Here is a 26709-nt window from a genome sequence, read left to right as displayed (position 1 = left end):
GTAGGGCCGCCTGCTCTCTCAGGCGGCCCTACCCCGAGCGATTTTCGTTCACCAATCGGCGATAGCAACTGATCGCCCTCGGGCTCATTCAATACGAGATGGAACGATGGTCGCCTATGACCGTTTTCTGACCGCCAGGCGATGGCAAATTGCATCGCACCCTCCCGTTCAGGTCTCTCACAATTGAACAATTCCGCGCCTCTTACTCATAAACAGCGTCTGCGCCATGACCAACCCCTATGGGCAGCCTCTCCGAGAATTTCGGTGGTGTCGAGGAAGAGACCCTCATCCGCGTCGTTCGACGTCATCATCGTTGGCGCGGGTATCAGCGGTGCGCTCATGGCGCACGCACTGGCGGGAAAGGGATTGAAAATCCTTGTCGTCGATCGCAGACAGCCTGTCCGTGGCAGCACCATAGCCAGCACGGCGATGATACAGCATGAGATCGATGTGCCCTTGCATATGCTGGCGAAGATGATTGGCGAGAAGAAGGCTCAGCGTGTCTGGCAGCGCTCTGCGCGAGCGGTTGAGGGTCTCGTCAGCCTTGTCCGAGACCTCGAACTGAAGTGTGCCTTCGATAGGAAGCGTACACTCTTCCTATCGGGTGAGGAGTATGGTGCTCGAGCACTTCAGGCGGAGGTGGATGCCAGAACGAAGGCTGGGATCAAAGCGGAACTACTCGATTCCTTCACTCTTCGAGAACGGCACGGGCTTCAACGGCCCGCAGCGATCGACAGCGCGATTTCAGCGTCGGCCGATCCTGCACAACTCACCGCAGCTTTGCTTCGAAACGCGAAGGTCCACGGCATCGAAATCACCGCGGGCGTCGAAATCAAGGACGTGCGCAACATCGAAGAAGAGGTCGTCGTCTCGACATCCGAGGGAGAAATGCTCACGGCAAACCATGTCGTGTTCTGCACGGGCTACGAATTCCTGGAGGCGATTGCCAACAAGAGCCAGACGCTGATCTCGACCTGGGCCCTAGCCAGCCGGCCGCACTTGAAGCGACCGGAATGGCTTGATCATTATCTTGTCTGGGAAGGCTCGGATCCGTACCTCTATTTCCGAACGACGCCGGATGGCCGGGTCATTGTCGGCGGCGAAGACGAAGATGGCGAGGGCGCTTACAAGGATACGTTCAAAGCCGCGAAGAAGGCGAAAGTCCTTATTGAGAAGCTGGGTGAGCTGACCGGCATATCGATCGGCAAGCCCGACTTCACCTGGTCGGCTGCCTTCGGTGTTACGCCAAACGGCTTACCGATGATCGGCCACCTCCCCGGAATGAAAAACGTCTTCGTGACGATGGGCTTTGGCGGCAATGGCATAACGTTCAGCAAGATTGCGGCGGATATCATCTCTTCGGAAATCCTGGGGCATCGTGACACCGATTGGGATTTGTTCCCGATCCATTAGATGCCGGGACTAAACACGGCGATCTACATGGTCGTGAAGGCCCCGGATGCCGACGAGCCATCGGCAACACCCACACATCCATGCAGATCATGGGAGTCCGCGGTGGAAAAGCTGTCGTGCGCGATAATGTCGGCGGGTAAACCTTCCCCGGCCCCGGTTGGCGAGAAAAATGTGACAGATGGTTATTCCAGGATGTGAGCCTCGCCGGGGCTCACCCAAGAAGATGCAAGGATGATGGATCGCCGTTCTTTTCTGGTTTCAGCCGGCATGGAATTGATGGCAGACCCGCCGAAAGCGATCATGCGCTGGATACCAAACGTGCCTCGAGCAGGTCTATTTCGCGAACCAATGTTGTGGCTGTCGCTTCTGGAAGTTTGCGCGCTCGTGCCAGCTCGAAAATCGCATCTCGTTCGGCACGAAGCCCCGATAGGCGAAGACCGCGTTCGATATCCTCCATTCTCCGCGCTTGCTCGGCTTCGTCGCCCGTCTTGGAACGTCCGTCGATGCGTTCACGATAAAATTCCATGAGCCTTGCGCCGACTTCGGAGTAAAAATCGGCATCGCTCCGCCCCACGCCCATTCGGTGCTGGGCCGCCTGGATTGCTTTGATGGCCGCCTCTGCCGCCGCGATCCGTGCCTCGTCCTCCTGTTGCCTGTGTGTCGGTTCGGGGGGCAGATCGAGATTCTTGAGCAGAAAGGGGAGAAAGACACTTGCCAGGACCAGGGAGGTAATGATGACCCCTGCGGCAAGGAAGATCGCAAGCTCCCGCGCTGGAAAGACGCTGCCGTCGTCCAGTGCCAAAGGCAGCGTCAGGATACCGGCAAGAGTGATCGCGCCACGAACACCGGCGAGCGATGCCGCGACAACCAGCCTCCAGCCCGGCGTCCTTATGGCCTCCCCTCTCCTTGCCGCGCGAAAAAGCGTGAAGCGAAGGGAAATCCAAACCCAAATCAGCCGCATGATCACAAGTGCCGCCGTGATGGCGACAACATAGAAGATCAGCCAGATCGAATGACCATGGCCGGTCTCGCCCACGACATTCGCCGCGCTGGAAGCGATGTTTGGAAACTGCTGCCCAAGAAGCACGAAGACCATGCCGTTCATCGCGAACTGGACCGTATCCCAGACGGTTTGCGTCCGAACTCGCGTCACGGCGAGCGCCCGGCCGCGACGTTCGACAAAGCTCATGGTGATCCCGGCGGCGACGGCGGCCAGAATGCCTGAACAATGAAAATGCTCCGCGGCCAGATAGGCGCAGAACGGTATCAGCAGGCTGATCAGGATATGGGAGCCGGTATCCTCTCCGAGTTTACGCGCAACGAGGTCGCGCGCGCGCGTGACCGCCCATGTCAGACCGACACCGATGGCGATCCCGCCCAGCGCAAGCCACAGAAATGTCGTGACTGCCTCGCCGACGGAGAAGGCTCCCGTCACTGCGGCAGCCACGGCGAAGCGCATGCAGACAAGGCCCGATGCATCATTCAGGAGGGATTCGCCTTCCAGAATGTGCATCAATCGCTTCGGGATCGGAACGCGTGCCGATATCGCCGAAACGGCAATGGGATCGGTAGGCGACAGGATTGCCGCCAGCGCGAAAGCGACGGGCAGAGGCATGGATGGAATCATCCAGTGAATGAAGATGCCGACCCCGAGCACCGTGAAAAGCACAAGGCCGAGCGCCAGTTCGAGAATGACACCCTTATCGTGCAGCAGTCCCTCCTTCGGGATGCGCCAGCCATCCAGAAACAACAACGGAGGCAGGAAAAGCAGGAAGAAGATCGACGGATCCAGCTCGACCGCTCTTCCCGTCACGACGGCGACCAGCATCCCCAGTCCGATCTGGATCAGCGGCAAAGGCACTGCAACCGGCAGAAATCGTGTCACCGCCCCGCTGACCACCACCATGGCCAGAAGTGCCAGCGCAATCGTTATTCCCTGCATCACATGTCCTTGTCGTGGGCCGTAGGCGCGGTTTCCGCTTCAAAGACTATTCGATCACAATGCCCAATGAAATCAATCCCGGCGTGCACTTGAGAACATATCGGCCTTTTCCTGGCTTCGCGGAAAGATCTTTGCTCATCAGCGGGCGGCGACAAATTAGCCGGAGAATGACAGGCAAGGTTTATGGCGAGCCGCTGCCGCCAGCCCGTCTTGTCATATGCTCACTGGAGAGTGCGGTTACGCCTGCCTCAATAGGTTCAGGGCAATCATCCACATTGTCAGCGTAATGAGCGTTTCCAGAATCCGCCAGGATGCCGGCTTCGAAAAGATCGGCCGCAGCCAGGTCGCGCCGTAGCCAAGCGAGAAGAAGAACAGAAACGAGCCGGTGACAGCGCCCGCCGCAAAGGAGACCTCTTGCCCCGGAAAGCGGGTCGAGATGGTACCGAGCAGCATGACCGTATCGAGATAGACGTGCGGATTGAGCCAGGTGAGAGCAAGGCAGGTCAAAAGGGTCGCCCGAAAGTTCGATGCTCCCGCCTCCTGAACTCCCAGCGCCCCTGACGAGCGAAAAGCGGAATAGAGGCTTTTCGCACCGTACCAGATCAGGAACGCCGCCCCTCCATAGCGCATGACCGGATCGAGCCAGGGCAGCAAGGCGGCAATCTGCCGAAAACTGCTCACGCCCAGCGTGATCAGCATGGCATCCGACACTGCACATGCGAGGCAGACGGCGAATATATGCTCGTTGCGCAGCCCCTGGCGGAGCACGAAGGCGTTCTGCGCACCGATCGCGACGATCAGGCTGAGCCCCATCATTAGGCCTGTCCCAAAAACTGGAAAATTCATGCTTTGAAACGCCCCCTGAACATCGTGGGCTGTCCGCTATCGCATCTCACGGATTTAGGGTAGTTAATGTTGCTAATTCCAATTAAGCAAAACTAAGCCATGCTCGACTATTCCGCGCTCCGGGCCGTTTCGGCGGTCGTTCAAACAGGCAGCTTCGAGAAAGCCGCTGGCCTTCTCAACGTGACGCCCTCGGCCGTCTCACAGCGCGTGAAACAGCTCGAGGAGCGCCTCGGCATCATTTTGGTCGTAAGGGGCAATCCCTGTACCGCGACCGAAAAGGGAGAATGGCTCTGCCGACACATGGAAAATGTCGGCATGCTCGAAACCGAACTGTTCGAGCATCTACCCTCCCTCGTCGACCCGACAGAATCCGAACCGAGGGTGACGCTACACATCGCGACGAATGCCGACAGTCTCGGAACCTGGTTCCTGACGGGCATGTCAAACTTCGCCAGCCGCTCGCCATATCTGCTGAACATTGCGATCGATGACGAGGACCATACCGCCGAATGGCTACGGCGAGGTCAGGTAGTCGCCGCGGTCACCAGTCTGGAAAAGCCAGTCCCGGGCTGCCGGCGCATGTTTCTCGGAGCGCTGCGCTATCATGCAACGGCAAGCCCCGATTTCATGGCCCGGCATTTCCCGCAAGGTGTCACGGCGGAAGCCATTGGCAACGTGCCCGCGCTGACCTTCAATCAAAAGGACGGGCTCCAGAGCCGGTGGATGCGTCAGGTATTCGCAAAGGATCTCAGCCCTCCGACCCATTGGCTGCCGTCGACGCAGGGTTTCGTCGAGGCCAGCCTTTCCGGCATGGGATGGGGCATGAACCCGTCGTCCCTCGTGCATGAGCACCTGGCTTCCGGCCGACTGGTTGAGCTTATCCCGGAAACGCCATTGGACGTCCCCCTCTATTGGCAGATGAACCGCCTTGCCGTTGATCGGCTGGTTGACCTGACACGCGAAGTCACGACCGCAGCCAAGCATCATCTGCTGAACTTTTGATCAAAGGGCCTCGTGGCCCGTTTCCACTTTTAGCAGGTTCGCCCTCGATTCGACCGGCAAATGGAGCGCTGAACTCGAATAAGCCTCGTGTGGCCACGCCGGTGAAGCGCCGCCCAACACACCCTTCACCCGCATAAGCCACATGGGTACTGTAACGTTAACCGAGCAGGCCTTAGAGCTTTCGCCGGATGACGTCCTGCAGCATCTCGCGATCCAGCGTCAGATCTGCGACGATCCGTTTCAGCCGAGCGTTCTCGTCCTCGAGCTGCTTCAGCTTCTTCATCTCCGGCGGCAACATGCCGGCATACTTTTTCTTCCAATTGAAGTAGGTCGCCTGGCTGCCTAGCGGCGATTGCTTCGCATTCGCCTGTCGGCCAAGGGATTCCCGCCATGCGGCAGATCTCCGCAACAGACACACCTTCATCACCTTGCTTCAGAATGAACGCCTTCGGCGCGTCCGAAAACTGCGATGCCTTCATCGTCTTCCGTCCTTCCCGGCCAGGAAAATGCACCGGAAAACTCTAACCAAAAACGGTCCAGTTTGAAGAGTTCAGATCAATCTGTCGGACAAAATGGATGCGTGTGCTGATCCCCTTGATCACCCGCGCAAGCTCCGGGTTCCCCGACATGGCCGCCATGACGCATCCTCTGGAATTTTTCCCAGATGTTCCGCTTGACCGAGTGAATTACAAAGAAGCCAACGACTGAACGAGGCCACTCAACGCCGCGCGACATTCCATTTGATACTTACAGGCGGAAACCGCTTGTCGGTATGACCGAGTTGCAAGAAGCGGACAGCTCATCTTGGTGTGATGGTCTCGAGTTGACGTTGCTCGTGGTTCAAGTCGGGCTCGTACGTTGCCCACGAGCGGATTACCTACGACAGAAAAAACGATTTTGTGTCACGAAAACCTAATTTGAAGAGAAAGGCTGCGCAATGACCGAACATCCACTGAAATCTCTAATCGCATCACACCTCCTGGGCGGAGATACCGGGATCAACCTCAAACCGGACATGACCGACCAGGACCTTGAGACCATGGTTCATGTGGCCATGCGCATTGCGACCGAGATTGAGAAGCAAGTTGCCGAGACTGTCGCAGAGTCCGAATGCCTCGTGGTTGCACACCTGCTTGGCGGCGCAAAAGGGCTCGATTTGTCACCGAGCCTTAGCGACGAAGAGATCGAACGCACCGTCGGTTTGGCTGTGCGCGTGCTCAACGAGTTGGACAAGCAAGCGGTTTAAAAGGGCTTTCCCGATGAAAGATTTCTTGATTACTTCACATCTCCTGGGCGGAGTCAGTGGATTCAACTTCTCCGATTCCAAAACGGATAGCGAGATAGACACTGCTGTCAAAGAGGTCACGCGGATATGCGTCGAGCTTAAAAAGCAGGTATCAGGCAGTGCGGCACGCCTGATGGTTGCGCACTTGTTGGGCGGAACGAGCGGGCTCAAAGTGTCGCCGCCCATGACGGACCAGGAGATCGAAGTACAGGTCAGTCTAGCCACGCGCTTGCTGAACGAGATTTCGAGACAGGTGAAGAACAACCATAAGAATTCGTAGTGCTGTGACGAAACCCGAGAGGGTTGGGCTGTCAAAGCAAAGCAGTCTTTATGCAGGAGCATGACGCTGTGATGCGAGTGCATCTCTATCTGGCGGGCACAGACACGCGCTCGGTTGCTTCGAGCTTACCGGCCTCGGCGCGCCGCGCGGCGTTTAACAGATGATGGAGCACGCGGCCGTGGAGAACACGGCTGCCACGCCGAGCATCTTCAGGCTTCCGCAAATCGAGGCGCTGCGGCGTCGTTCGACGGCCCTGTTGACGATTGCAACACCGTAACGGTCGACGCGTGACGATCCGCAAGATGGTCCTCGAACTCGAGGCTTTCCCAGGAGAGGGCGGATGTGCCCCACGGACACCCGACGATCTTCAGGTTTCAGCGGATAATGAAGGTCTTACCAGAGAATATCAGAACTATCGGGCCGGGAGCTTTGCGCCTGCAGCGCGGCGGACCGATGCAAAGCTGCGAATATCGATCCGCAGAATGGGTCAGATTGCAAACCGGAACAGGTGAGATGCTATGAGATTCGTGACAATGACGCAAACTTTTCACCAATCACTACGGGAAACGCTGGGCGAACGTCTGGCGTCGTTCGCTCCTCTGAAGGAGATACTTCCGATCCCCGTAGTACTTTTTCCGGAAGAGGACTTCATCAAGCTTGAGGCTGGCTTTCGCTTAGTTTTGAGCGCTCAGCAAAAAATCCTCCGGTCGCTGCGAAAGCGGCACTCACAGGAAGAAATACTGAAGCTTTTCCACGTACCGCCAAAGGCGTGGCGTTTTATCGACTGGAACAAGCTCGACGCGAACACGGACGCCATCGGCCGCGTGGATATCGTCCCGACGACATCGGGAGAATACAAATTTTGCGAGCTTAACATAGGCCCCCCCGTCGATGGGCACCAAATGCATCAGTATTGCGAACCCGTGCTTCGTGAATTCGGTGCCACGGCGAGCAGCTTGAAGGGTGGCCGGTCAACATATGACGACCTCGCCAGCTTGATCAGCAAACGGTGCGCGGCGGACGGATGTCAGAGAATCGTTCTTCTCGATTTGGATTCATATCAGACGGAAACTCCGCTCGTTTATGACGAGATGAGACGACATCTCGAATCTGCGTGTCGTGGCTACGACGTACATCTCATCAAGAACAGTCAATACCCTGAGGAATGGCTGACCCGGAGCGAGGGCCGCAAGACACTTGTCTTCAGACTGTTTCTCGAGAAGGAACTGGTCGAGGACGAGTGGCACTTGTTCGATAGGATCGTCAGCTCTGGCGCGGTGCTGCTGAGCATGTTCGAGCCCTACATTCTGCATAGCAAGATATGGCTCGCGCTTCTGTGCGACCCGAATTACCACAAACTCCTGAGCGCCGAAGAAATTGCCGCCATCAAGACGTTCATTCCGGAGAGCCACCGGATCGACGCCAGCAACCTTGATGCCCTGCTTTCCGATAAGGACAGGCTGATCTTCAAGTTGTCGAATTCGGGCGAAGGAAAGGATGTTCTGATCGGTAGCGAGCATTCCCAAGCCGAGTTGCGAGCCGTGCTGGAGAACAAACTCGACGAATGGATCGCGCAGGAGTTCGTATATACGCTCGCGCCGGCGTTCCCCCAGACACATTGGACGCAATCGGTGCAGCAGAATGCAGTGTTGGGGCTATACCATATCGATGGTCGCTATTCAGGCTTCCTCCTTAGATGCAATGCCAGGTCCCGTGTGGTCAACCTGGCGTCGGGGGGCAAGGCAGCATGGGTCTTGAGCGTGAGCGACGACGAATACAACAAGCTGTTGAAACAAGTTTCGGACTCCGCCTGCCGCAGGGGGAACGATGATGAATGAACTCTCAGGGATCACGGGAAAGACCTACGCCGTATCCGGGGATTTCGTCACTCGGCCGACCGAGCACAAGGTTCCGCGCTTCGACATCCAGCTGCTGCGCGGCATATCGGTTTTACTGATCGTCGCATATCACTGCGGCTTCGGCCCGAAGGGTGGATTTCTCGGTGTCGATATCTTCTTCGTCATTTCTGGCTTTCTCATAACAGGCATTGTCGTGCGCGAGTTGGATGCCGGCACGTTTAGCTTCCGTGCCTTCTACACACGCCGCGCCAAGCGTCTGCTGCCGGCCCTTTACGCGACCCTGGCGTTGACGACCCTGGCTTCGATGTGGCTGCTGTCGAGCCAGGATTTCATCGACTTCAGCAAGACTGCGCAAGGCGCCGTGACCTTCACCGGCAATCTCGCGCTGCTGCGTCAGACAGGTTATTTCGACGGCCCTGCCGAACTCAAGCCGCTCCTGCATGCGTGGTCCCTTGCCATCGAGGAGCAGTTCTATCTCGGAATACCGCTCTTGCTCTGGCTCCTGCCAAAACGTGCGCGCCTGGGTGCGCTGCTACTGATCGCGATCGCGAGTTTGGGCGCGTGGCTGGCGTATCGCGACAATCTGCCGGACGATACATTCTATCGCATTGAATTTCGCGCCTGGGAGCTCGCTATCGGCTCACTCGCCTCATTCGCCGTTACCGGCAACAAACGGATGTCCGCGTTGTTCTGGCCCGCGCTGGCCGTCATGCTCGGGGTGCCGTTCTATGCACAATCTCCCGGCGATCTGACCGTGGCCGTCTGTATCGCTACCGCGTTTGTCCTTATCCGCAACCATCCTGGCTTCAGCCTCCCCTTGATCCAGCGCTGTCTGCAACCCCTCGCATGGATGGGTAACATCTCCTATTCCTGGTATCTGCTGCATTGGCCGCCAATGGCGCTGATGAATGCAGTCTACTTGGACGACACGCCGGGATGGATCGGGCTGGCCGTCGCGCTGGGCTCCCTGCTTGCGGCCGCGATTATGTATTATCTCATCGAGCAGCCCGTGCGTCACAGTCGCCTCCGCTTTACCCCGGCCCGGCTTGCAACAACCCTCATGATGTCGGGCCTGCTGTTCATGGCACCCCAGGCATGGCGCTGGGTGGCCCAGCTCGACGCACGCGTGTTGGCGCGCGCCGATAATGACGGCCTGGCGTCGCAATGCGTGCTCGATGGTAGTGGCTATGCGCCGGTCGCGGGATGCGATAGCGCCAAGGATCCAACGGTACTTGTCTGGGGCGATTCGAAAGCAATGGATATCGTGGCGGCGCTCGCCAGCGTATCTGCGCAAGGCATTCGGCAGGCGACCAAGCTGAGCTGCGGACCGCTTTTGGGTATGGCTCCCGTCAACAAACTGCGCTTGACCCGACAATGGGCGGAGGGTTGCTTGAGCTTCAATGCGGATGTGCTCGCCTCCCTAGCGCAAAATCCCAACATCAAAACCGTCGTGCTCGCAAGTTCGTTCGAGCGTTTCGTGAACCCAAGCCTCGGCGACGTACTCAACAGCTCTCCCGGCGGCAACACCGTCACTCCCGCCTCGGTCTTGATAGGTCAGCAGGGTCTCAGAAACACGGTCGACGCGGTCAGGAAACTGGGACGGCGCGTCGTCATCGTCGCCCCGCCCGCCTCCGCAGCCTTCGATGTCGGCGTTTGTCTGGAACGGCGCGCTTACGGCAACCTTACCTTGGGTCGATATGCAAGCTGCGAGATCACCGAGGCAGATCGACGCGAACGCCAGGGAAATGTCCTTGCCTTGATGGCAGCGGCGGCCCATTGGCCCGACGTCAAGCTGGCCGATATCGCAGCCCCTCTTTGCCAGTCAGGGATGTGCCGCACTAGCATGGGCAAGCATCCCCTCTACATCGACAACATGCACCTTACGGCCGAAGGAGGAGCGCTGCTGGCCATTAAGTATGATTGGGCCAGTTGGATTGTGGACTGATGGCCTGATGTTGTTTGGATGGAGAGGTGACCCAGCCTTTGGTCTTTTCGCCTTGGAGGGGGCGCCGATCAGTATTGCGGTTTTGTGCATCTGCCGGATGGAATAATCATTGAATTGTTGTGAGCTGTAATACGCCAGCGCCGAATTGCAGCATTGTGAATTACTCTCGAAGAAGCAGGAAACTTCATCGATGAAATCGCAATCGGATCATATCAACGAAGGCGCTATCAGATTGGGCTGCAACTCGTGTCCTCGCGTGGGAGGCTGGGTTTTGTCATGGTTTGCAATGACAGACTTCCGACAGAGCACAGCATCAACATCACGACGGCGGTAAACTCGAACGCGTCGCAGACCGCTATCGGCTTCCTCGATAACATTGCCATTAAGCCTACTAATTACGACAGTCACAATGTTGCGCGATCTGATTAACCGGCATCCACGAAAGATCGGGAATTTATATGTATTTCCAGTAACTATACAAACATAAGTTAAACTTTGAATGTATATTACATATTTAGATTATTATATTCTCATTGACTGGATGAGGTTTTGACCTATTCTTTTTATTGAATTTATTCTGAAAAAAGGATTGTAATTCTCGATTGCATATCCTTTTCTAATCTTAATTAGTGGTTGAATTCACCGCAATACTACATGGTCAAGGGAAAATGGCTCGCAGCGAAAAAATGCCGATCTGCCGATCAGGTCATCATCAAACGCATAAGCCGGTAATCCAAGGATTGGTTTGCATCTCCAGCAATATGGACCAAGGAGCCTTCTATAGCGCGGCGGATTGCCGGCCGTACGAAGTGGCGGCATCCTCCCAAATTTCAAAGCCGCAGCCCGCAAGTTGCGAGGCGATTAGTCTTCAAGTGCCCAAAAGTGCACCGCTAGACGTGCATTCAAGCGCAGATCTCAACATAACCAATCAAAATGGAGCGAGACTATTATGATGGATGGTGTCGTTCAGTCGTTTGTCGAAGATCTAGATGTTTGCAATGACGAAGCCACCCTGGAGGAAATGTTTGGAAGGTGGTTATCAACGTTTGGTGTCCGATTCTTTGCCTACAATATGCATCGGATAAGTCCAGTCGTATCCCCCAATCATTTGGAGCCTAATCCGCAACGCTTCATCATATCGAACTACCCTCAAAAATGGCGCTTCCATTACTTTCGAGAAAAATACGAACAGGTTGATCCGGTCCTCAATCGAGTTTCATCAATCCGAGGAATCATTCAATGGAGCGATATAGTCGGATTAGAAGACCTGACGAGAAAGCAAAGCAAGCTATTGGGGGAAGCACTGGATGCCGGCCTCGCCGGCGGCTTGACTTTCCCAATCCTAACCGAACTCGGAGAGTCCGTGGCTATCAGTGTAGTCCCAGATCAGGGATTGCCTGATGCCAAGAATTTTTCGGCATCCCTGCCTACAGTTCATATCCTCGCCCAATGTTTCCATCAGAAGGCGCGGAAAGTTCTTTTGGGGCTATCGATGAAGGAGGGTGCGTCTCGCCGCAAAGCACTGCTGTCTCCCAGGGAGGTTGAGGTGCTGACCTGGATCGCAAAGGGCAAGACGGCTTGGGAGACCGCGCAGATCCTCAATATTTCGCAGAAAAGTGTCGATTTTTACACGGACATGGCGAAGAACAAACTCCATGCGATGAACAGAACGCACGCTGTGGTAAAAGGAATAATAATGGGATTGATAAGTCTTGTATGACTATACTGAGTGAACATCAGGTCAGATGTCAGCTTTGTCGAATTCGGACAGGTAAAGACGCGGCAGCCGATAGAAAATATCTCGGCCGGCGTAGGACGGCATCCATGAATCAGCTCCTTTAACAAGGAGAGGTACCGTCAGCGAGTTATCACACCAAGCTCACTACTCGCTGCTATGAGCCTGACAAAACGTCATGGAAATATATTTTGGGGCCTGATGTCGGGTGGTTCTGTTAAGCCTCGGCGCCAACTGGCCGATCTGATCTAGATCGGCCTTTAAATGCTTCAGTCTGCCAGTTGCAACGCTATGTTCCGAGCCACCAGCGGTGGCCGGGGGATATTCATCACATCCCCGTGGCGTGCAGGACAACCATGCAATCGCAACGCTTTTCGAACTTCGTCGGATCGAATGCGGCCATGGCATGCGTTCAAGACATCGACAGAAACTTCATGCTCAAGCGCAACGGTCGGCGTGCCATCGATGTCGATCATCTCGCCAAGCCGTCTGAAGGAATAACCGGCTTTGAATAGCATCGGCTCAAGATGCATGTAAGATACCGAGACAAGCCTCTCAGCGCCAATCGCCAATGCGGCGGCCTGAATGCCCCACAGCAGAGATGTGCGAAGATCTGAACATCCGCTGATACGTTCCTTACGTTGATCGACGGCGAACCGAGTCACTTCGAATATGCGGGGCGATCTTGGCAGAGTGCCCCGAACCAAAGACGGAAATATCTCATTCAGAATGCAAGGCTCAGAGGTCGGCAGCAACCGCACGCCCGCCACGACTTGGCCGGACTGATTGCTGATCGTCAAGTAAATTGCTCCAGACGTATCGTATTCATCTCGCTCTATCCCGTTTTTGGCCGACGGAATGGACCACCCAAGCTTTCTGATGAATATATCGTAACGCAGTTCAAGGAATGATTGAAGCTGTTCTGCGGTTGTCGCCAAATTGGAGTGACTAATGAAAGTTATCATGTGTTGATCCAATCTTCTGGAACTTGTTTGAAACCATTCGATCATTGGCTTCATTATGGTTCTATTGATGGGATAAACATCTGGGAAAAATTCCAGAGGATGATGTCGCAGGATTGTTGAACGTCGCTATAGTGACTTAGGTGATGGGGGCGATATGAGGAATCTTGGCCTAGTTGGCGGGTCCTCCGGCACCAGACGAACTATGGCTGGCCACCAATTCATGGTTCGTGACCATGTCGTTGCGATCGCGTTTGCGTGGCCGTTTGAGTCTCCGTGATTGAATGACCACGCCGATGCACTCGGATGAAATGGGCGGTGGCAGACTATGAGCCATGCACGGGTGGCTGCGAAATGTCATTGACTGCGTATGTAAAGTGCCAGGCGACACGTAATACTGTCCGCGCCAAGAACAATCAGCCTCTCATATCAAGATTGACCTCTTTCGCGGCAACGACCCCGCTCCAGCAGGACGCAAGCATTGTCTGCACGAGAGTGCTTCCGTGAGATGACAAAGATTGGCTCATGGTATTTTCCTCCCGCAGCCTCTCTTTGAAAATCCCATCCAATAGAAAAAACAGGGTGTTTGCAGCCGTGTCTGCCGTCCATGGCGGTGACAATTCATGCTCGCTGGCGACGAATATTCCCAATAGGCAATTCATCATATCTCGACGGAATGCCCCCGCCTCATCAAAAAAATTCCCGGTCGCGGAGGCTTCTAAAGCACAATAGATACCCATAATGCGTCGGGCGCGACCGTCGTTCTCCAGGTCCCAGAAAGCCTTTTCCAGTGTCTCAGTAAGAGCCTTCAGCGGATTATCCAGCCTGCCGGTGACAAGTCGCTCCTGAAGGTCATATATGTGCCAGCATATATCGGCCCCGAGCGCAATAATCAGCCCCGTCTTGCTTTGAAAATGCCAATGTACGGCTGCACGCGAGACACCGGCGACTGCGGCGATTTCACGAATCGAGACGTTCTCAAATCCTCGTTGTAAAAAAAGCTCTTCCGCAACGGAGAGGATCTTTCGGCGTGTTTCCGCTACCTCCTCTCTCGTTCGTTTCATCATTTCGCCCAGTTGTTAGCAAGCACATGGGTGCCTGCATAAAACCTCGACCTCTTCTCCGCTTCGAAAGTGAGCAGAACAACCTTGAGGAGGGGAATTTCATCGAGGAGAACTGGGAGGAAGCAATATCCGTGGAAAAGCCTAAAACGTGCAAGGTCGCCCCTGCGCACCATAGGCAATTCCATTAGGTTCTTAGGATAGCAAACATGCTGCACAATCATTCGAAAGATCGAATCGTTGCATCCTGCTTTCATGAATGTACCCCCGCTATATCCGCTATCCCCCTAAGGAATCTCAGATAAAATTGCCGCTTCGGCAATATGCGAAACTTGGTGTAATAATCGATTTAACATACTGATTTTAAGGAATTAAATTCAATTATTGGAAATTTCATCCCGTCAACTAGTTAGAATAATAATTCGTCGATGGCGTTGACCTGGAAATTTCCACCAATCGCGATTTGTATTCGGGGGAATTTTGAAAAATCCGATAGGTGCGGGAGGCGAATGAAATAACAAAGAAGAGCTCGCCTCTACGAATGACTGGTCCATGACAAACTGTGGTCTGGATCGTCAAAAGCTGCTTATCGACCCAAAAGACCAATCCCATAACTGGGGGAACGGGCAGCAGGAACGGCATGTGCATTTTTAAGAATGCCGAGCTCCATTGCCCTGCCAATGGCTTCCGGAAGGGTGTGACAATCCAACCGTTTTTGCACGTGGCGCAGGTGCATCCTGACTGTATGAATTGACAGGCCCAATAGCTTGGCGATCGATCCCGGCTTATGTCCGTTCAGCACCAGTTCCAGACATCTGCGTCCGCGCTCCGTCAGCAGGTCGTCGGCCTGCCTTATTTGGCCAATCGTCTGGGCATGATAATGTACATGTTGGCCAAGAAACATCATGTCTGCCTGACACCGCCTACGAAGTGACTGCCATTCCGAGCCGCTTAACTCGCTCGCTATGAAAGTAAACAGCCCGGGTGGTCTATTTGGCGGCGATATCGTCATTGAGAGCCCGCGGTCTCCAATCTTAAAACGCATCATCTCCGAAAAATAATGTCGAGCGCTCTTCGAGCGCCTGTCTATATCGTCCCAGTCCAGTGGAAGCGGAGAATTGCGCGCGCGGTCCACAATGGGATCGATTCGACTTAGCTCCCGAGCATCATATTGCAGGAACCATTCTGGATCGCTTGTCGAGATGATCATCGTCGTCTGAATTTTATCAATACCGACCAATCTGAAGCCGCGATACGTGATGTTGGTTAGCCCGTAATCATCCCGAAGCATATGGATTGCGGTCGAGAGATCTTGATGCGACGTTGCGTCGTCCAGAGCTTCCAAGGCGCGGCCCAATGCACCATCTCGATCCATTCGACCCCCATTTGATTAGCGCGGCACACTAAAATCCTTCGGAACCCGCTCAAGCCAACAAGATGCTGAAACCATTTTGATATTCGTGCGCTGAAACTCGCTTTGAATGTCCTGTTCTCAAAGAAACACACTCTATATCTCGATAGGAGGAGCTGCCACAGACCATCTCGATAGTTGTTGATCAATTTCTCTCAATCTTGCAGTGCATATGAAAACGCCATGGTGATAGAACCGGCGATAAAGGTTGGTGCCTTCCAATGCCCGAACGGTGCCTTTGGAGGCCATCGTCGCGCCTAGGCGAATGGCCGCTTTGTTGTCATGTTGATCTCCGGGGACGAACCTGTGCGGCTCCAGACCCCGCGCCATCAATAAGGTAGCAGCCTCGGTCCGAGGGTCTCACTCCGTGATACCAAGGTAATTGTAATTTTGAAATGGATTATCGGGAAGCGACCGCTGTAGTGCCATTCGCCCAGCACTCATAATACGTTAGTGCAAGCTCTTGATCGCACGGTGTAAATGCTCGGCGACTGTCATGTAACCGAGAGATTTTGCTTCTTTAAGTAGATATATCAGGGCATAGCGCAATCTGTCCCGCTTCTCCCGCTCATGTCTATGCAGCATTGCCATATCACCACTGGGGTCACGGTCTGACTGATCTTTTCCGCGAAAGCGGCGCCAGTATTCAACTGGCTTAGTAAGTAAGCCACCAAGGTACGGCCGTTTCATGGACTCGATAAATCCTCTAGTTGATCGGCTCGCTCGGACTCAAGGAGGAATTCTGATCCGATCAAGCTCATTGCCAAGCGTCAGCACTGCGGCTGCGAATACTTTAGAAAAATCTACCTTGGCTTGGCCTCAACACCCTCTAGGATTTTTCCTAGATGTTTTCCAGAATTGCACTCGCGAAACTTCCGCCCGTACGTTTGATGTTCGCGGGCAAGACCTCAACCGACCAGCGCCCGACGACTAGGAGGCAGAAGTCGACTCCTTGCGCTCGTCCGCTTTCCGGCGTGGCCATGATTCTGGTAAATACTCGCTCATGATTTTCCTAGCGCGCTCCAAGAGCAGGCGGACATAGTGCTTTTTGGGTACACGGCATGGAGGCAATAGCGCCTCTGGCAGTTCCTCAGGATCCAGAGCGATAGCTTCATCAAAGTGATTGATCATCACGCTTGCGATCATCGGACCGGCGATGCTGGCACCCACGACGAGGGCCCGATTGCGATCTTGATCCAGAAGTAGTCGAGACCAGGCCATTCCACTAAAGTCCGTTGTGAGTATTGAACACAATATTCATAGGGTCACTTTTAACCGGACCAATTCCAAGATGGATGAGCGTGTGGCAATTGATCCGAAGTGAGGAGTTGTTTTCAGGCATTGGCTGGCCCGGTCTGCCGGGGCTGGAAACGCATAAATGGACGGCATCGATTGTGGTGTGCCCACAGGAAATGCCGGTCGGGTTTAGCCTGAGCGGGCGCGGATTCATCATTTCGTCGATCACCGGTTATCCTCCATCAAGTTGGCCTCGAACAATCCGACCCTGCTCGAAAACATTGATGGCCACTCTGTTGCATCATGTACGCGAACAACTTGCGCAGGAACGCCCGCGACGGTGCAGCGTGCTGGAACCGGCTTTAGGACAACGCTGCCCGCCGCAACCTTGCTGAATTCTCCAATTTCAATATTCCCAATGATCTTTGCGCCTGCACCGATCATCACACCGCGTCGCACTTTCGGATGTCGGTCGCCTGTAACCTTTCCTGTCCCACCCAATGTGACATTGTGAAGTATGGAGACGTCATCTTCGATGATGGTCGTTTCGCCAATCACGATGCCAGAACCATGATCGAGCATGATGCCTGAACCGATCTTGGCAGCCGGATGGATATCCGGGCCTAGGACGAGGGAAACTCTATTGGAAATCCATAAGGCTAGTTCGGCGCGATCGTCATTCCACAATCTATGTGCGATTCTATATGCCTGCAGCGCTTGAAAGCCCTTGTAGTTTAAAAGAGCATGCAGGTAAGTAGTACATGCCGGATCACGATCACGAACTGCTGTTAGATCGTCCAATACCGCCCAGGCCAACAAGTCATCCGCCAAGGTCTTGCAGAAGAGGCATTTTAAGGCGTTCGTTTCAACATTCGCCGTCTGAAGAGAATTGGCTAAAATCGCAGCCAACGCTTCGTTCAAGGTGTTGGCGTCCCGAAAGAGTGAGGATAAAAGCCCATTCAGCAAAGGCTCTCTTCGGCGCAGTAAGGCGATCTCCGCACTGATTGCCCCCCAAGAAACAATGGGACTTTGATGTTCTTGATATGCCATCCCACGTCCTAACCGAGTATACCAAATCAACAGGGAGTAACCGTCAGGTTCCTGGCGAGTTCCGACCCTAAATTGCTGCTTCACCGCCATCGACGACAATGTCAGCACCGGTGATCCAGGCGGCGTCATCCGATGCCAACAGCAAGGCCGCACCGACACAGTCGGCGGGGGTGCCTGCTCGTCCCAGCGGGATGTCTCGTCCGCGTTCACGCCATATTTCGGGTGCGCCCTCCCATTGGTGGCGGTTACCCTTGGTGGCCGTCAGGCCAGGTGAAATAGTGTTGACCCGAATTCGGTGGGGAGCGAGCTCGACAGCCAGGCTCTTGGTCAGCATTGACAGAGCCGCCTTCGAGCATTGGTAATGGCTCATCATGCTGATAGCCTTGAACGCGCTTATAGACGATATGTTGATGATTGATCCGCCGCCACCACGGGCGATCATCCCTTTGACGATACGTTGGGTCAAAAGAAACGGAAAACGCATGTTTGCATGCATTACGTCGTCAAAGGCTTTTTCGGAAACGTCCAAGAAACCGTCGCGTGTTGTAATGCCAACATTGTTGACGAGCACGTCCACATGCTCATCTCCGAGCAAACCGATCATTTCGCCAACGGATGCCGGGCTTCTGGCGTCGACCTGATAGGCCTGCGCCGGGACCCCCAGGGTCTCAAGAGCCGTCATTAGTTCACGAAGCGCGTCCAGATCGTCGTGGTAGCTGAACTTGATACTGGCGCCGCGGCTTGCGAGGCCGAGGGTGATCGCTCTTCCTATTCCGTTCGTTGCACCAGTCACTAGCGCCACTCGGCCGCCGAGGTCGTGCTTCATCGTTTTTTTCTCCATCAACCCATGACCTCCCGTCCCAATCCCATTTGCAAGGCGGCGCGAGAGACGCCTTCCGCCACCGCGAAATCCAGAAAGGCAACGCCGACGGACTTGAAGACGGAAATCCGGCCGCTCGGCAGCGCAACGGATGGCGCCGCGACAACATCGCAGAGCCGAACGACGCTGCTCTCGTCGAGGAGTCCGAGCGCGCGGGCGCTCCTGAGCTCTCCGCTCTCCCGGAACGCCGCGTCCAGTTCCTCAACGACGATGCGTGCGCCGGCAAGGCTTCGTGGCTCTATCTCCATTGCATTTTCATCCACGCCGCCGATGGCATTGACATGGGTGCCGTCCTTCAGCCAGGCGAGATCGAGGATCGGGCCTTCGGAGGCGATCGATGTGGTGGTGCAGACGATATCCGCGTTCCCGACAGCCGCCTCGGCGGTGTCCACCACCTCCGCAGTCTGGCAGAGACCGCTCTCCACGGCCCAACCAGCCAAGGCTTCTGCCCGGGCTTTCGTTCTTGAGAAAAGCGTCAGGCGGGCAATGTTGCGGACCGCGCTTACACTCTCGATGTGCGCCCGGGCCGTCACACCGGCGCCGATCAGCGCCAGTTCGCAAGCATCCGCCCTGGCAAGACAATCCGTCGCCACCGCCGATGCCGCGGCTGTCCGCACGGCGGTCAGATGGGCGCCGTCGAGGATCGAGTGCAACCGCCCCGTTTCCGCGTCGAGGACGATGATAACGGCGCTCACCAGAGGCAATCCGCGATGGAGATTGCGCGGCGCGATCGCCGAAAGCTTGACGACGAATTTTGCCGAGGAACGCGACGCCGAAGGCATCAGGAGGATTTGCGTGCGATCAGCGTCCTCGGTCATGTCGACGATCGTCCGCTGTGGAACGACGAGCTCGTCCGCCTTCTGGGCCAGGAGCACACGGCGCACCGCCTCGATCGCCTCCGGCATTGGCAGCGCTTGCTTGCATTCCTGTGCCGTCAGAACCTTGAAGGCAAGGGGGGGATCCTGGAGCGTCACGCGGGCTCCCTCCGACATGGAACCAGAAACGTCCGGCTGAAGGAGATCACCGGGGTGTTTTCGCCGTTGAAGCCGGTTGTGAAGGCAGTGACAATGCCATCGCCCGGTCGGCTTGCGCTTAGGCGCCTCGAGCTGATGATGCTTGAGGCGTAGAGCGTATCGCCGATGAAGACCGGATGGATCAGGCGTACGTCATTCCAGCCCAGGTTCGCTGGGGTCCTAGCACTGAGCGAGTAGACCGTCATGCCGTTGACGATTGCGAAGGTGACGACGCTGTTGACGACCACGCGGCCGTGTTCGGTCTTTTTCGCATATTCGGCGTCGAAGTGGAGCGGATGCTTGTTCATGGACAGGAGGGTCATCCATGTGTTGTCCGCCTCGCAGATCGTCCGGCCGGGGCGGTGATGGATCGTCAGTCCCTCTACGAGGTCCTCATAGTGCAACCCGGCAGTTTCGGTATATTCCGTTTCGCCTGTTTGCTCGAGCATGGGCTGTTCTCCAAACAATTTCACCAAGGGCCGCGACGGCTGTCCGTCCGGAAATTGGGTAAAAATGGAACTGTTAAATCGATAGGGCGGAGCGTTTCTAAGAAACGCTTCGATCCAAAGCAGCCGATTGCAGCAGTTTCTTCGCCCTGATGACAAAGGGCGGGCCGATCATGTTGCCATCGAGGCGGATGATCTCGCCATCGGCCTCGCCGGCCCGCGCCACGATCTCCCTCGCCCTGGCGATCTCTGCTTCCGTCGGCTGAAATATCTTCGTGATGATGTCGACCTGCCTGGGATGGACAGCGGCCTTTCCGACGAAGCCGAGCTCCTTGGCCTTCTGACTTTCCTTGATCAGTTCAGCGTCGTCGTCGAGATGGAAGCAAGCGGTGTCGACCGCGGGTATGCCGTATGTCGCCGCCGCATGCACGATGCGCTGCCGCGCATAGAGCATGTTGTCCCAACTGATATCCACGCCCAGCTGGGCGGCGAGATCGGCGGAGCCGAGAATGAGGCCGTCCGATACGGCGGCGATGGCATCGATACGCTCGAGCGCCATGGTGGTCTCGATCGTTACGAACATCCGCGGCCGGTAACCGCCATCGGCAAAATGATGCCGGACGATCTCTATTTCCTGGGCGTCCGTCACCATGGTCAGGACGACAATATCCGGGTGGCTCTCGATGGCCAGAAGACAGCTGAGGTCGTACAGATACTCGAGCGACCTCAGCTCGTTTATGCGCACGGCACGCAGGCCGCCGCCCTTGGGCTGCTTGCACCAGCTGCTAAGAAGCTCCCGTGCAAGCGGCTTGCGCCCCTTGGGAACAGAGTCCTCCAGATCGAATAGCAGCGCGCTCGCGCTTGAGCGGGCCGCCGCCGCGATACGGCCGCTCGAAAAGCCCGGCGTATACAGCACGCAGTGTACGGCGGGCTGCACGGTGCGGTCTCTATTGAACTGTTGCGTCCTGGTCATGTTTCACCTCCACGTCTTGGCCAACAACGTCAATGATGCTCTTGCAAAGATGATCGACAGCCGCAGGGCTCAGTCCACTGCGCAGCATGACGCGCAGCCCGGCCTGAGATCTCGGAACAATCGGGAAAAAGACCGGTGACACATAATAGCCGCGGCGCAGCAGTTCCTGGGCACATGAAACCACTCTCGTATTGGCGACCGGCACCACTTTGATCGGAAATCCGTTTCCGCGCTGTGGCGTGAGCACTTGCGCGTCGAAGCGAAGGATATTGGCGTCCAATTGAGATTGCCGCAGCTTCAGTTCGGGTGAGTCATGCAGCTGTGCACTGGCAAGCGAGGCGCCGACAGCTGCCGTATTCATGGGCTGCGACCATGCCAGCGGACCGCCGAACCGCGTGAGGATATCCTCCATATCCGTGCGGCTCTTCGGGAGCATGATGGCGCCACCGCTGCTGCCGAACGCCTTGTTGAGGGTTGCAACGATGATCGTGTCGTCGGACAGCGACGCTATCTGGGAACGCACATAGCCTTCACCGCGGCTTCCGGCGACGGAAAGCGAGTGGGAATCATCGAAGTAGAGAAACAACCCGTACCGGTCCTGCAGCTCCAGCAGACCGGCAACGTCGGCATGACCACCCATGCTGAAGGTGCCGTCCGTAACATAGGCCACCTTGTGGTTTCTTTTGCACTGATCCTCTATGAAGTTGAGATCGTTGTTCGGGCATGTCAGCACCGTCGTTTCGTCGGCGCATACCGGCTTGAAGAGGTTCATCGAAAAATGCGCGAACTTGTCGAAAATCATGAGGGGCCGCTCGCCCCGCGTAAGATGGCCGGAGGCTAGCAAAGGTAGCACCCCGGCCGTCGCGGCACTCGCCGAAATGGCTGATACGACCCTTGCATCGAACAGGCCGCCGAGCGCCTCCTCAAGCTCCAGCAGCATTGGCAGCTGGATTCTGATCCTTGAAATGCAATGGTCGAGCACGCCGTATTTACGTAAAGCCTCGATGGCGCCTTCGATAATTTGCGGATGGCTGTCTAGGTCCAGATAGGAGCAACAACTCAGATTGAGAAACCGAAAACCATCCGGATCTTCAAGCATGCCGTCGCCCGTAAGATTCGCGACAATACCGGCCAGGCCATTGCTTCGGCATGCCGTCCAAAATTCGTTTCCGGCGCCAATGGCAACATCATTGTTGCGAAACTGTCGTGGCCCCACGACGGACACTTCCTGGATTACGTCCATTTCTTCATCGCTCCTTTGTCAAAACTTCGACGCGATCGTCTCGACGGCTTGCGTCGTGGGAACCGGCCGTTCTGCCTTTCCTGGCCGCGCCCGGCACGCAGAAGGCGTCGCCTTCCTTCGAAACCATCACCAGATAGTCCATGCCCTTTGCGCGTCTCAGGGTTTCCACCGCTTGCGCGGCGGTTTGTGCGATCGGGCTGCCGACATTCAGAGACGTGTTCACCGAGACCTCGGCGCCATTTAAACGGCCCATAGCGGTGAGATACTCATAGACAAGCTCGTTATCGCCTCTTCGCACGATCTGGATTCGGCTTGTTCCATCGGCATGCACGACCGCCGGAATTTCGCGCTTGGCCACGGGTTTGGCGCGCGTCGTCAGCACCATGTAGTTGTAAGCCTCGAAATCGCGCGCCGAGCAGCCTTCGCTCAGCTCGAAATACTTATCCGCTTGCTCCCGCGTCACCATTGGCGCGAGCGGGCGCACACGCTCTCGGAATTTCACCTTGTCGTTCAGGTTTTCGAGTGTTTTAACGTTGCGTGGATTTGCAAGGATCGAGCGGTTTCCAAGCGCGCGAGGCCCGGTTTCGGCAGCGCCTTGATAGAGACCGACGACTCCGTCTTGACTGACGATATCGGCCATGAACTCGGCCAATTGCATCAGAACCGGCTTTTGTTTGATATTCCCGATGTAGTCCGCCTTGACCCCAGCTTGGGCGCAGGCCTCCCGTATCTCGGCCGTCAGCGCCGCGCGACCGCAAATGTACGGTGTTTCGAGACGGCTACGCGGTCTTGCGCCATTCTCAGCTGCGAAATGTATCGCCGCGCCGAGGGCGACACCTGCGTCATTCGGGATGGGAGGCACCCAAACCTCGAGCGTCGCATCCTTGTTGAGGTAGCGTCGGAAATAATCGCGATTGAAGTGCTCGGTCAGGCGCATTGTCGCAACGCAGTTGAGCGCGGTGCCACCAGTCAGCACAAGCTTGGAGGCGCCTGTCTTCCGGATCAGATGCTCCACGATATGAAACAATCCATCCTCGAAGACGAGTTGGAGTGCTTGCGCCTTGTCGACGCGATCCTGGGTAATCGGCGAGTGCTCGATGTCCTCCACCGACAACACGCGATCCGGGTTCCATGTTTTTTCCGGCGTAATTGCGGGACCGAGTATATCGGTCAGGCTCTGGCCATACGGGTCGGTGTGGCTCTTTATGTGCCAGTTGATCATGGCTCGGTTGACATGAACTTCGCCGCCGGCCCCGAAGTACAGTATCTGCCTGAGCCGCTTATAATAAGGGTTGGTGACGCGGCAGCTGTTTCCCCAGGCAGCCGCTCCCATGTAGCGTCCTTCGGAACTCAGGAAGCTCCAGCCACCTTGTGTAGAGCTGATATAACCATAAAGGTATCCAAGCGAGTCCGTTGTACTTTCATTCTGCCGAAGACATCTCAGCTCCCCCGCTTTTGCGTGATAGAGCGATATAGCGCCGTTATCGCCCGTGCCATCCAAAACGGTTATCATGACGTCGTCGTCCGTTTCGGAGAACGGCGAGAGTGAGTATCCCAGGTAAGCGTGGTTCTTATGGTGATGCATGCCGATGAATGGCAGCCTCTGCGAGGATCCCAGTGCGCGGGAAATATTCGAAGGCGCCTTTATCCCCCGAACCAGATGCGTGGGATTGAACGTCGGGTCATGTTTCGGGTTGAGCAGCGTCAAGCTTCGAGGCGCATGCTCGAAAATGACTCGCAAATCGAACCCCAATGCGGAAACATAGTCCCAACCTCCTACTGTAAATACCTGTTCTGCCGGTATGCCCCGCGCCTGAAGCAGTTCTCGTGCCTCTCGCAAGCTTTCGTGTGGGAATTTGTTCGTGTGCTTCTCACCGGTGAAACGTTCTTCTTCATTATTGCACAGCACCTCGATCCCGCCGGCGTTCGATACCGATACAACGGCCACGCCGGTATTGTGTCCCATGGGAGTAATGCCGATTACGTAAAGCGTCTCGCCGGCTTGAAGACGCTTTCGAAACGTCTCGCCAACGTGTTTGGCGACTTTCGAACCCATACTGTAAAATTGATGATGAGCTGCGATCGCGCCGAAGCATATATCCGTTACTCGCTGAACGAGCTTCGGAAGGCGTGTATGCCTTGGTCCAAATGAGCCGAAGGTATTCGTCATCCCGTCCTCCTGGTCATGATGTTGATGAACTGGGCATCTAGGCTGATGCCGCGGCAAGGTATTCCGCGGCATGGACCGCCGCTGATGTGATGATGTCCAAATTACCCGCATAGGATGTCAGGAAGTCCCCCGACCCCGTGACCCTTACGATTGTAACCAATCTTTCGAGTGAGGGTCTGGGACTCATGACAACATTGAAGCCGGGAGCGTAGGCGCGAACATTTTGCGCTATTTCGTCAACTTCCCGCCGCACTCTTTCGATGTCTAGCTCTTGCTTGACGGCATAGACCGTCGTCTGCATTTCTATCGGCGGCTCTGCTGGATTGATGTTGATGATAGCTTTGGCCGTGTTTGCTCCCGTTAGCGTCCTGACGGCCGCTTGGGTTGTTTCTATATATTCGCTGATGTTGTTTCGCGTTGCGGGTCCCGCGCTCTTTGCGGCAATCGTCGATACGACCTCGATGTAATTCATATCGATGCCTGACCGCGCCAGGGCATAAGCGATCGGAATTGATGCCTGGCCGCCGCAAGTGACCATGTTTATGCACGACGAGTCCCGGATCGTGGGAAGATTGACCGCTGGAACGCACCAGTCGCCGTTCGGCGCGGGTGTGAGGTTGATGATGCGCTTGCCCGCTCCGTCGAGGGCGGCGACGTTTTCCGAATGACTGACGGCGGAGGAGGCGTCGAATAACAGGTCGAAATCTTGCAGATTGTCCACCAGCGCATCGAGCCCTCCGCACTGCATCCGGACGCCGAGGCCGCCGGCAAAATCGCGGGCGGGTGAGGCGGCGTTGCGGCCGATGAAATGCGTGCAGGTCAGGCTGCGGGACTTCACGACCTTCGCCAGGAGATCGCAGCCGATATTGCCAGTGCCTATAATCGCGACACGCATCTCAATATGTTCCCTGGCGGTTGGTTCGCGATGCGAGCTCATGGGCGACATTCAGGATCGCGTCCTCCTGCCCGGCGAGCACCCGCCGCTGACCGAGGATCTGAAATATATCGACCGAGCTGACGTTAAACTCGGCCGCGGCTCGCTTCACGGGGCTTTCGAACCCCGAAAACACTCCGTAGAGGCCGCTCGCGACGGTTGTTCCTATCTCCGGCGGCGCGACGGGCCGAATTATGCCAGGGACGAACTCGATCGCTTTCAGCAGATTGGTCATTGCGACCCCCGAATTGATGTTCGACCTGAACAAGACAGCGATCAGCATCTCAAGGGCGCAGTTTCCAGCGCCCGCCCCGAAACCCCGCGTGGTAGCATCGATAATAGATGCGCCGGCGGCGATCGCGGTGAGGCTGTTCGAAACGGCGAGCCCGAGATTGTTGTGCCCGTGGAATCCGACGGGAACCGAAACCAGATCCCGCACCGCGCTGATACGTTCGCGCACGTCCGCAGCAACGAAGTATCCTGCGGAATCCATGAGGATGATCGCGTCGGCGCCATAGCCCTCCATCAATCTCGCCTGCTGGGCCAGCTTCAGGGGCTCCAGCATGTGCGACATCATCAGGACACCGTGAACGCTCACCGACCCCGATCTCTTGCATTCCACAATATATCTGTTCGCGGTGTCTGCTTCGCTGCAATTCGTTGCGACGCGCACCCGATCGACGCCGCAATCGAGAGCAACGGCGATATCGCGAAGGCTTGCAAAGCCGGGGATCACATGAACGCCGAGCTTGGTCCGCTTGAGCGAGTGGCGCGCAGCTGTCAGCATTTGTTCGTCGCTCGTCGGCGCGATACCGAGCTGAAGGGAAGAGGCTCCCAGACCGTTGCCATGGCCCACCTCGACGCAATCCAATCCGATACCGTCCATCGCGCAACAGTAGTCCCTTATCTGCTCAAAAGTGAGCTGATGGCGGATCGCGTGGTTTCCGTCTCTCAGTGTGGGATCATGGATCAGAACGTCGATGTCGCTGGTCATTGCTGGAACCTTGTTTCTAGCGTCGCTCA

At 56.0% G+C, this 26709-nt stretch carries 22 protein-coding genes and 1 pseudogene; 8 read left to right on the top strand and 15 right to left on the bottom strand.

Annotated elements, in window-relative coordinates; all coding sequences use genetic code 11:
• Positions 1–141: 141 nt before the first annotated feature.
• On the top strand, positions 142–1413 hold the full coding sequence (locus HB780_RS13280; protein WP_183688411.1) for an NAD(P)/FAD-dependent oxidoreductase: 1272 nt from the start codon (positions 142–144) through the stop codon (positions 1411–1413).
• A gap of 298 nt (positions 1414–1711) precedes the next feature.
• On the opposite strand, the gene HB780_RS13275 is transcribed toward HB780_RS13280, so the two are convergent.
• A complete protein-coding gene (locus HB780_RS13275; protein WP_183688409.1) occupies positions 1712–3355 on the bottom strand; it encodes a Na+/H+ antiporter in 1644 nt (547 codons plus the stop codon).
• Between the two features lie 237 nt (positions 3356–3592).
• Positions 3593–4201: a LysE/ArgO family amino acid transporter gene (locus HB780_RS13270; RefSeq protein WP_183688408.1), complete on the bottom strand. Its 609-nt coding sequence runs from the start codon at positions 4199–4201 to the stop codon at positions 3593–3595.
• Positions 4202–4300: 99 nt separating this feature from the next.
• On the opposite strand from HB780_RS13270, the gene HB780_RS13265 reads away from it, so the two are divergent.
• Positions 4301–5203 carry a LysR family transcriptional regulator ArgP gene (locus tag HB780_RS13265; protein ID WP_183688406.1) on the top strand — a complete coding sequence of 301 codons (903 nt, stop codon included), beginning with the start codon at positions 4301–4303 and terminating at the stop codon, positions 5201–5203.
• A 161-nt stretch (positions 5204–5364) separates the two neighbouring features.
• Here HB780_RS13265 and HB780_RS13260 read toward each other — a convergent pair.
• Positions 5365–5682, bottom strand: a pseudogene (locus tag HB780_RS13260) (transposase); the annotation flags it as partial.
• Positions 5683–5779: 97 nt separating this feature from the next.
• Here HB780_RS13260 and HB780_RS33015 point away from each other — a divergent pair.
• The 6 genes from HB780_RS33015 to HB780_RS13235 all read left to right on the top strand — a co-directional run bounded on the left by HB780_RS33015 (position 5780) and on the right by HB780_RS13235 (position 12292).
• Positions 5780–5911, top strand: a complete 132-nt coding sequence (locus tag HB780_RS33015; protein ID WP_286202944.1) for a hypothetical protein — start codon at positions 5780–5782, stop codon at positions 5909–5911.
• Between the two features lie 229 nt (positions 5912–6140).
• A complete protein-coding gene (locus tag HB780_RS13255; protein ID WP_183688403.1) occupies positions 6141–6449 on the top strand; it encodes a hypothetical protein in 309 nt (102 codons plus the stop codon).
• A 13-nt stretch (positions 6450–6462) separates the two neighbouring features.
• Positions 6463–6768, top strand: a complete 306-nt coding sequence (locus HB780_RS13250; protein WP_183688402.1) for a hypothetical protein — start codon at positions 6463–6465, stop codon at positions 6766–6768.
• A 533-nt stretch (positions 6769–7301) separates the two neighbouring features.
• On the top strand, positions 7302–8606 hold the full coding sequence (locus tag HB780_RS13245; RefSeq protein WP_183688400.1) for a hypothetical protein: 1305 nt from the start codon (positions 7302–7304) through the stop codon (positions 8604–8606).
• Complete coding sequence (locus HB780_RS13240; RefSeq protein ID WP_183688398.1) at positions 8596–10572, top strand: acyltransferase family protein; 1977 nt, start codon at positions 8596–8598, stop codon at positions 10570–10572. The genes HB780_RS13245 and HB780_RS13240 overlap by 11 nt, the downstream gene beginning before the upstream one ends.
• Before the next feature lie 949 nt (positions 10573–11521).
• Entirely contained in the window at positions 11522–12292 is a 771-nt protein-coding gene (locus HB780_RS13235) for a helix-turn-helix transcriptional regulator (protein ID WP_183688396.1), read from the top strand.
• Between the two features lie 284 nt (positions 12293–12576).
• Here HB780_RS13235 and HB780_RS13230 read toward each other — a convergent pair whose 3' ends face one another.
• The 12 genes from HB780_RS13230 to dmpG form a co-directional block, all read right to left on the bottom strand.
• Positions 12577–13272, bottom strand: a complete 696-nt coding sequence (locus tag HB780_RS13230) for an acyl-homoserine-lactone synthase (protein ID WP_183688394.1) — start codon at positions 13270–13272, stop codon at positions 12577–12579.
• A gap of 413 nt (positions 13273–13685) precedes the next feature.
• Complete coding sequence (locus HB780_RS13225) at positions 13686–14336, bottom strand: TetR/AcrR family transcriptional regulator (RefSeq protein ID WP_183688392.1); 651 nt, start codon at positions 14334–14336, stop codon at positions 13686–13688.
• 580 nt (positions 14337–14916) lie between these two features.
• Positions 14917–15705 carry a helix-turn-helix transcriptional regulator gene (locus HB780_RS13220; protein WP_183688391.1) on the bottom strand — a complete coding sequence of 263 codons (789 nt, stop codon included), beginning with the start codon at positions 15703–15705 and terminating at the stop codon, positions 14917–14919.
• A 1497-nt stretch (positions 15706–17202) separates the two neighbouring features.
• Positions 17203–18027 (bottom strand): serine O-acetyltransferase, encoded by an 825-nt coding sequence (gene cysE / locus HB780_RS13215; protein WP_183688389.1) that lies wholly within the window; start codon positions 18025–18027, stop codon positions 17203–17205.
• 67 nt (positions 18028–18094) lie between these two features.
• The gene (locus HB780_RS13210) at positions 18095–18868 is read right to left on the bottom strand and encodes an SDR family NAD(P)-dependent oxidoreductase (protein WP_286202943.1); all 774 of its coding nucleotides are present in this window, start codon (positions 18866–18868) and stop codon (positions 18095–18097) included.
• Positions 18868–19881, bottom strand: coding sequence for an ornithine cyclodeaminase family protein (locus tag HB780_RS13205; RefSeq protein WP_183688387.1), 1014 nt, complete (start codon positions 19879–19881; stop codon positions 18868–18870). The genes HB780_RS13210 and HB780_RS13205 overlap by 1 nt, the downstream gene beginning before the upstream one ends.
• Entirely contained in the window at positions 19878–20369 is a 492-nt protein-coding gene (locus HB780_RS13200) for a MaoC family dehydratase (RefSeq protein WP_183688385.1), read from the bottom strand. The genes HB780_RS13205 and HB780_RS13200 overlap by 4 nt, the downstream gene beginning before the upstream one ends.
• A gap of 97 nt (positions 20370–20466) precedes the next feature.
• Complete coding sequence (locus tag HB780_RS13195) at positions 20467–21339, bottom strand: HpcH/HpaI aldolase/citrate lyase family protein (protein WP_183688383.1); 873 nt, start codon at positions 21337–21339, stop codon at positions 20467–20469.
• Positions 21314–22582, bottom strand: a complete 1269-nt coding sequence (locus tag HB780_RS13190; RefSeq protein ID WP_183688381.1) for an aminotransferase class I/II-fold pyridoxal phosphate-dependent enzyme — start codon at positions 22580–22582, stop codon at positions 21314–21316. Before HB780_RS13190 ends, HB780_RS13195 begins: the two co-directional genes overlap by 26 nt.
• A gap of 4 nt (positions 22583–22586) precedes the next feature.
• Positions 22587–24752 carry a carbamoyltransferase C-terminal domain-containing protein gene (locus tag HB780_RS13185; RefSeq protein ID WP_183688379.1) on the bottom strand — a complete coding sequence of 722 codons (2166 nt, stop codon included), beginning with the start codon at positions 24750–24752 and terminating at the stop codon, positions 22587–22589.
• 37 nt (positions 24753–24789) lie between these two features.
• Positions 24790–25647: an acetaldehyde dehydrogenase (acetylating) gene (locus tag HB780_RS13180; protein WP_183688376.1), complete on the bottom strand. Its 858-nt coding sequence runs from the start codon at positions 25645–25647 to the stop codon at positions 24790–24792.
• Between the two features lies 1 nt (position 25648).
• Positions 25649–26668 (bottom strand): 4-hydroxy-2-oxovalerate aldolase, encoded by a 1020-nt coding sequence (dmpG, locus tag HB780_RS13175; RefSeq protein ID WP_183689716.1) that lies wholly within the window; start codon positions 26666–26668, stop codon positions 25649–25651.
• Between the last annotated feature and the right edge of the window lie 41 nt (positions 26669–26709).

This window comes from Rhizobium lusitanum, from assembly GCF_014189535.1.
Classification (GTDB): Bacteria; Pseudomonadota; Alphaproteobacteria; order Rhizobiales; family Rhizobiaceae; genus Rhizobium; species Rhizobium lusitanum_C.
Note: the sequence above shows the minus strand (reverse complement) of the source record. Positions and strands in the feature narration are given on the sequence as shown.

What these genes read in the sequence shown, in the direction of transcription:
- HB780_RS13275 (WP_183688409.1), bottom strand. Translation starts at nt 3,355, where the DNA reads ATGCAGGGAATAACGATTGCGCTGGCACTTCTGGCCATGGTGGTGGTC.
- HB780_RS13190 (WP_183688381.1), bottom strand. Translation starts at nt 22,582, where the DNA reads ATGGACGTAATCCAGGAAGTGTCCGTCGTGGGGCCACGACAGTTTCGC.
- HB780_RS13235 (WP_183688396.1), top strand. Translation starts at nt 11,522, where the DNA reads ATGATGGATGGTGTCGTTCAGTCGTTTGTCGAAGATCTAGATGTTTGC.
- HB780_RS13270 (WP_183688408.1), bottom strand. Translation starts at nt 4,201, where the DNA reads ATGAATTTTCCAGTTTTTGGGACAGGCCTAATGATGGGGCTCAGCCTG.
- HB780_RS33015 (WP_286202944.1), top strand. Translation starts at nt 5,780, where the DNA reads ATGCGTGTGCTGATCCCCTTGATCACCCGCGCAAGCTCCGGGTTCCCC.
- HB780_RS13240 (WP_183688398.1), top strand. Translation starts at nt 8,596, where the DNA reads ATGATGAATGAACTCTCAGGGATCACGGGAAAGACCTACGCCGTATCC.
- cysE (WP_183688389.1), bottom strand. Translation starts at nt 18,027, where the DNA reads ATGGCATATCAAGAACATCAAAGTCCCATTGTTTCTTGGGGGGCAATC.
- HB780_RS13250 (WP_183688402.1), top strand. Translation starts at nt 6,463, where the DNA reads ATGAAAGATTTCTTGATTACTTCACATCTCCTGGGCGGAGTCAGTGGA.
- HB780_RS13200 (WP_183688385.1), bottom strand. Translation starts at nt 20,369, where the DNA reads ATGCTCGAGCAAACAGGCGAAACGGAATATACCGAAACTGCCGGGTTG.
- HB780_RS13245 (WP_183688400.1), top strand. Translation starts at nt 7,302, where the DNA reads ATGACGCAAACTTTTCACCAATCACTACGGGAAACGCTGGGCGAACGT.
- HB780_RS13210 (WP_286202943.1), bottom strand. Translation starts at nt 18,868, where the DNA reads ATGGAGAAAAAAACGATGAAGCACGACCTCGGCGGCCGAGTGGCGCTA.
- HB780_RS13280 (WP_183688411.1), top strand. Translation starts at nt 142, where the DNA reads ATGGCAAATTGCATCGCACCCTCCCGTTCAGGTCTCTCACAATTGAAC.
- HB780_RS13220 (WP_183688391.1), bottom strand. Translation starts at nt 15,705, where the DNA reads ATGGATCGAGATGGTGCATTGGGCCGCGCCTTGGAAGCTCTGGACGAC.
- HB780_RS13185 (WP_183688379.1), bottom strand. Translation starts at nt 24,752, where the DNA reads ATGACGAATACCTTCGGCTCATTTGGACCAAGGCATACACGCCTTCCG.
- HB780_RS13195 (WP_183688383.1), bottom strand. Translation starts at nt 21,339, where the DNA reads ATGACCAGGACGCAACAGTTCAATAGAGACCGCACCGTGCAGCCCGCC.
- HB780_RS13255 (WP_183688403.1), top strand. Translation starts at nt 6,141, where the DNA reads ATGACCGAACATCCACTGAAATCTCTAATCGCATCACACCTCCTGGGC.
- HB780_RS13225 (WP_183688392.1), bottom strand. Translation starts at nt 14,336, where the DNA reads ATGATGAAACGAACGAGAGAGGAGGTAGCGGAAACACGCCGAAAGATC.
- HB780_RS13265 (WP_183688406.1), top strand. Translation starts at nt 4,301, where the DNA reads ATGCTCGACTATTCCGCGCTCCGGGCCGTTTCGGCGGTCGTTCAAACA.
- HB780_RS13180 (WP_183688376.1), bottom strand. Translation starts at nt 25,647, where the DNA reads ATGCGTGTCGCGATTATAGGCACTGGCAATATCGGCTGCGATCTCCTG.
- HB780_RS13230 (WP_183688394.1), bottom strand. Translation starts at nt 13,272, where the DNA reads ATGATAACTTTCATTAGTCACTCCAATTTGGCGACAACCGCAGAACAG.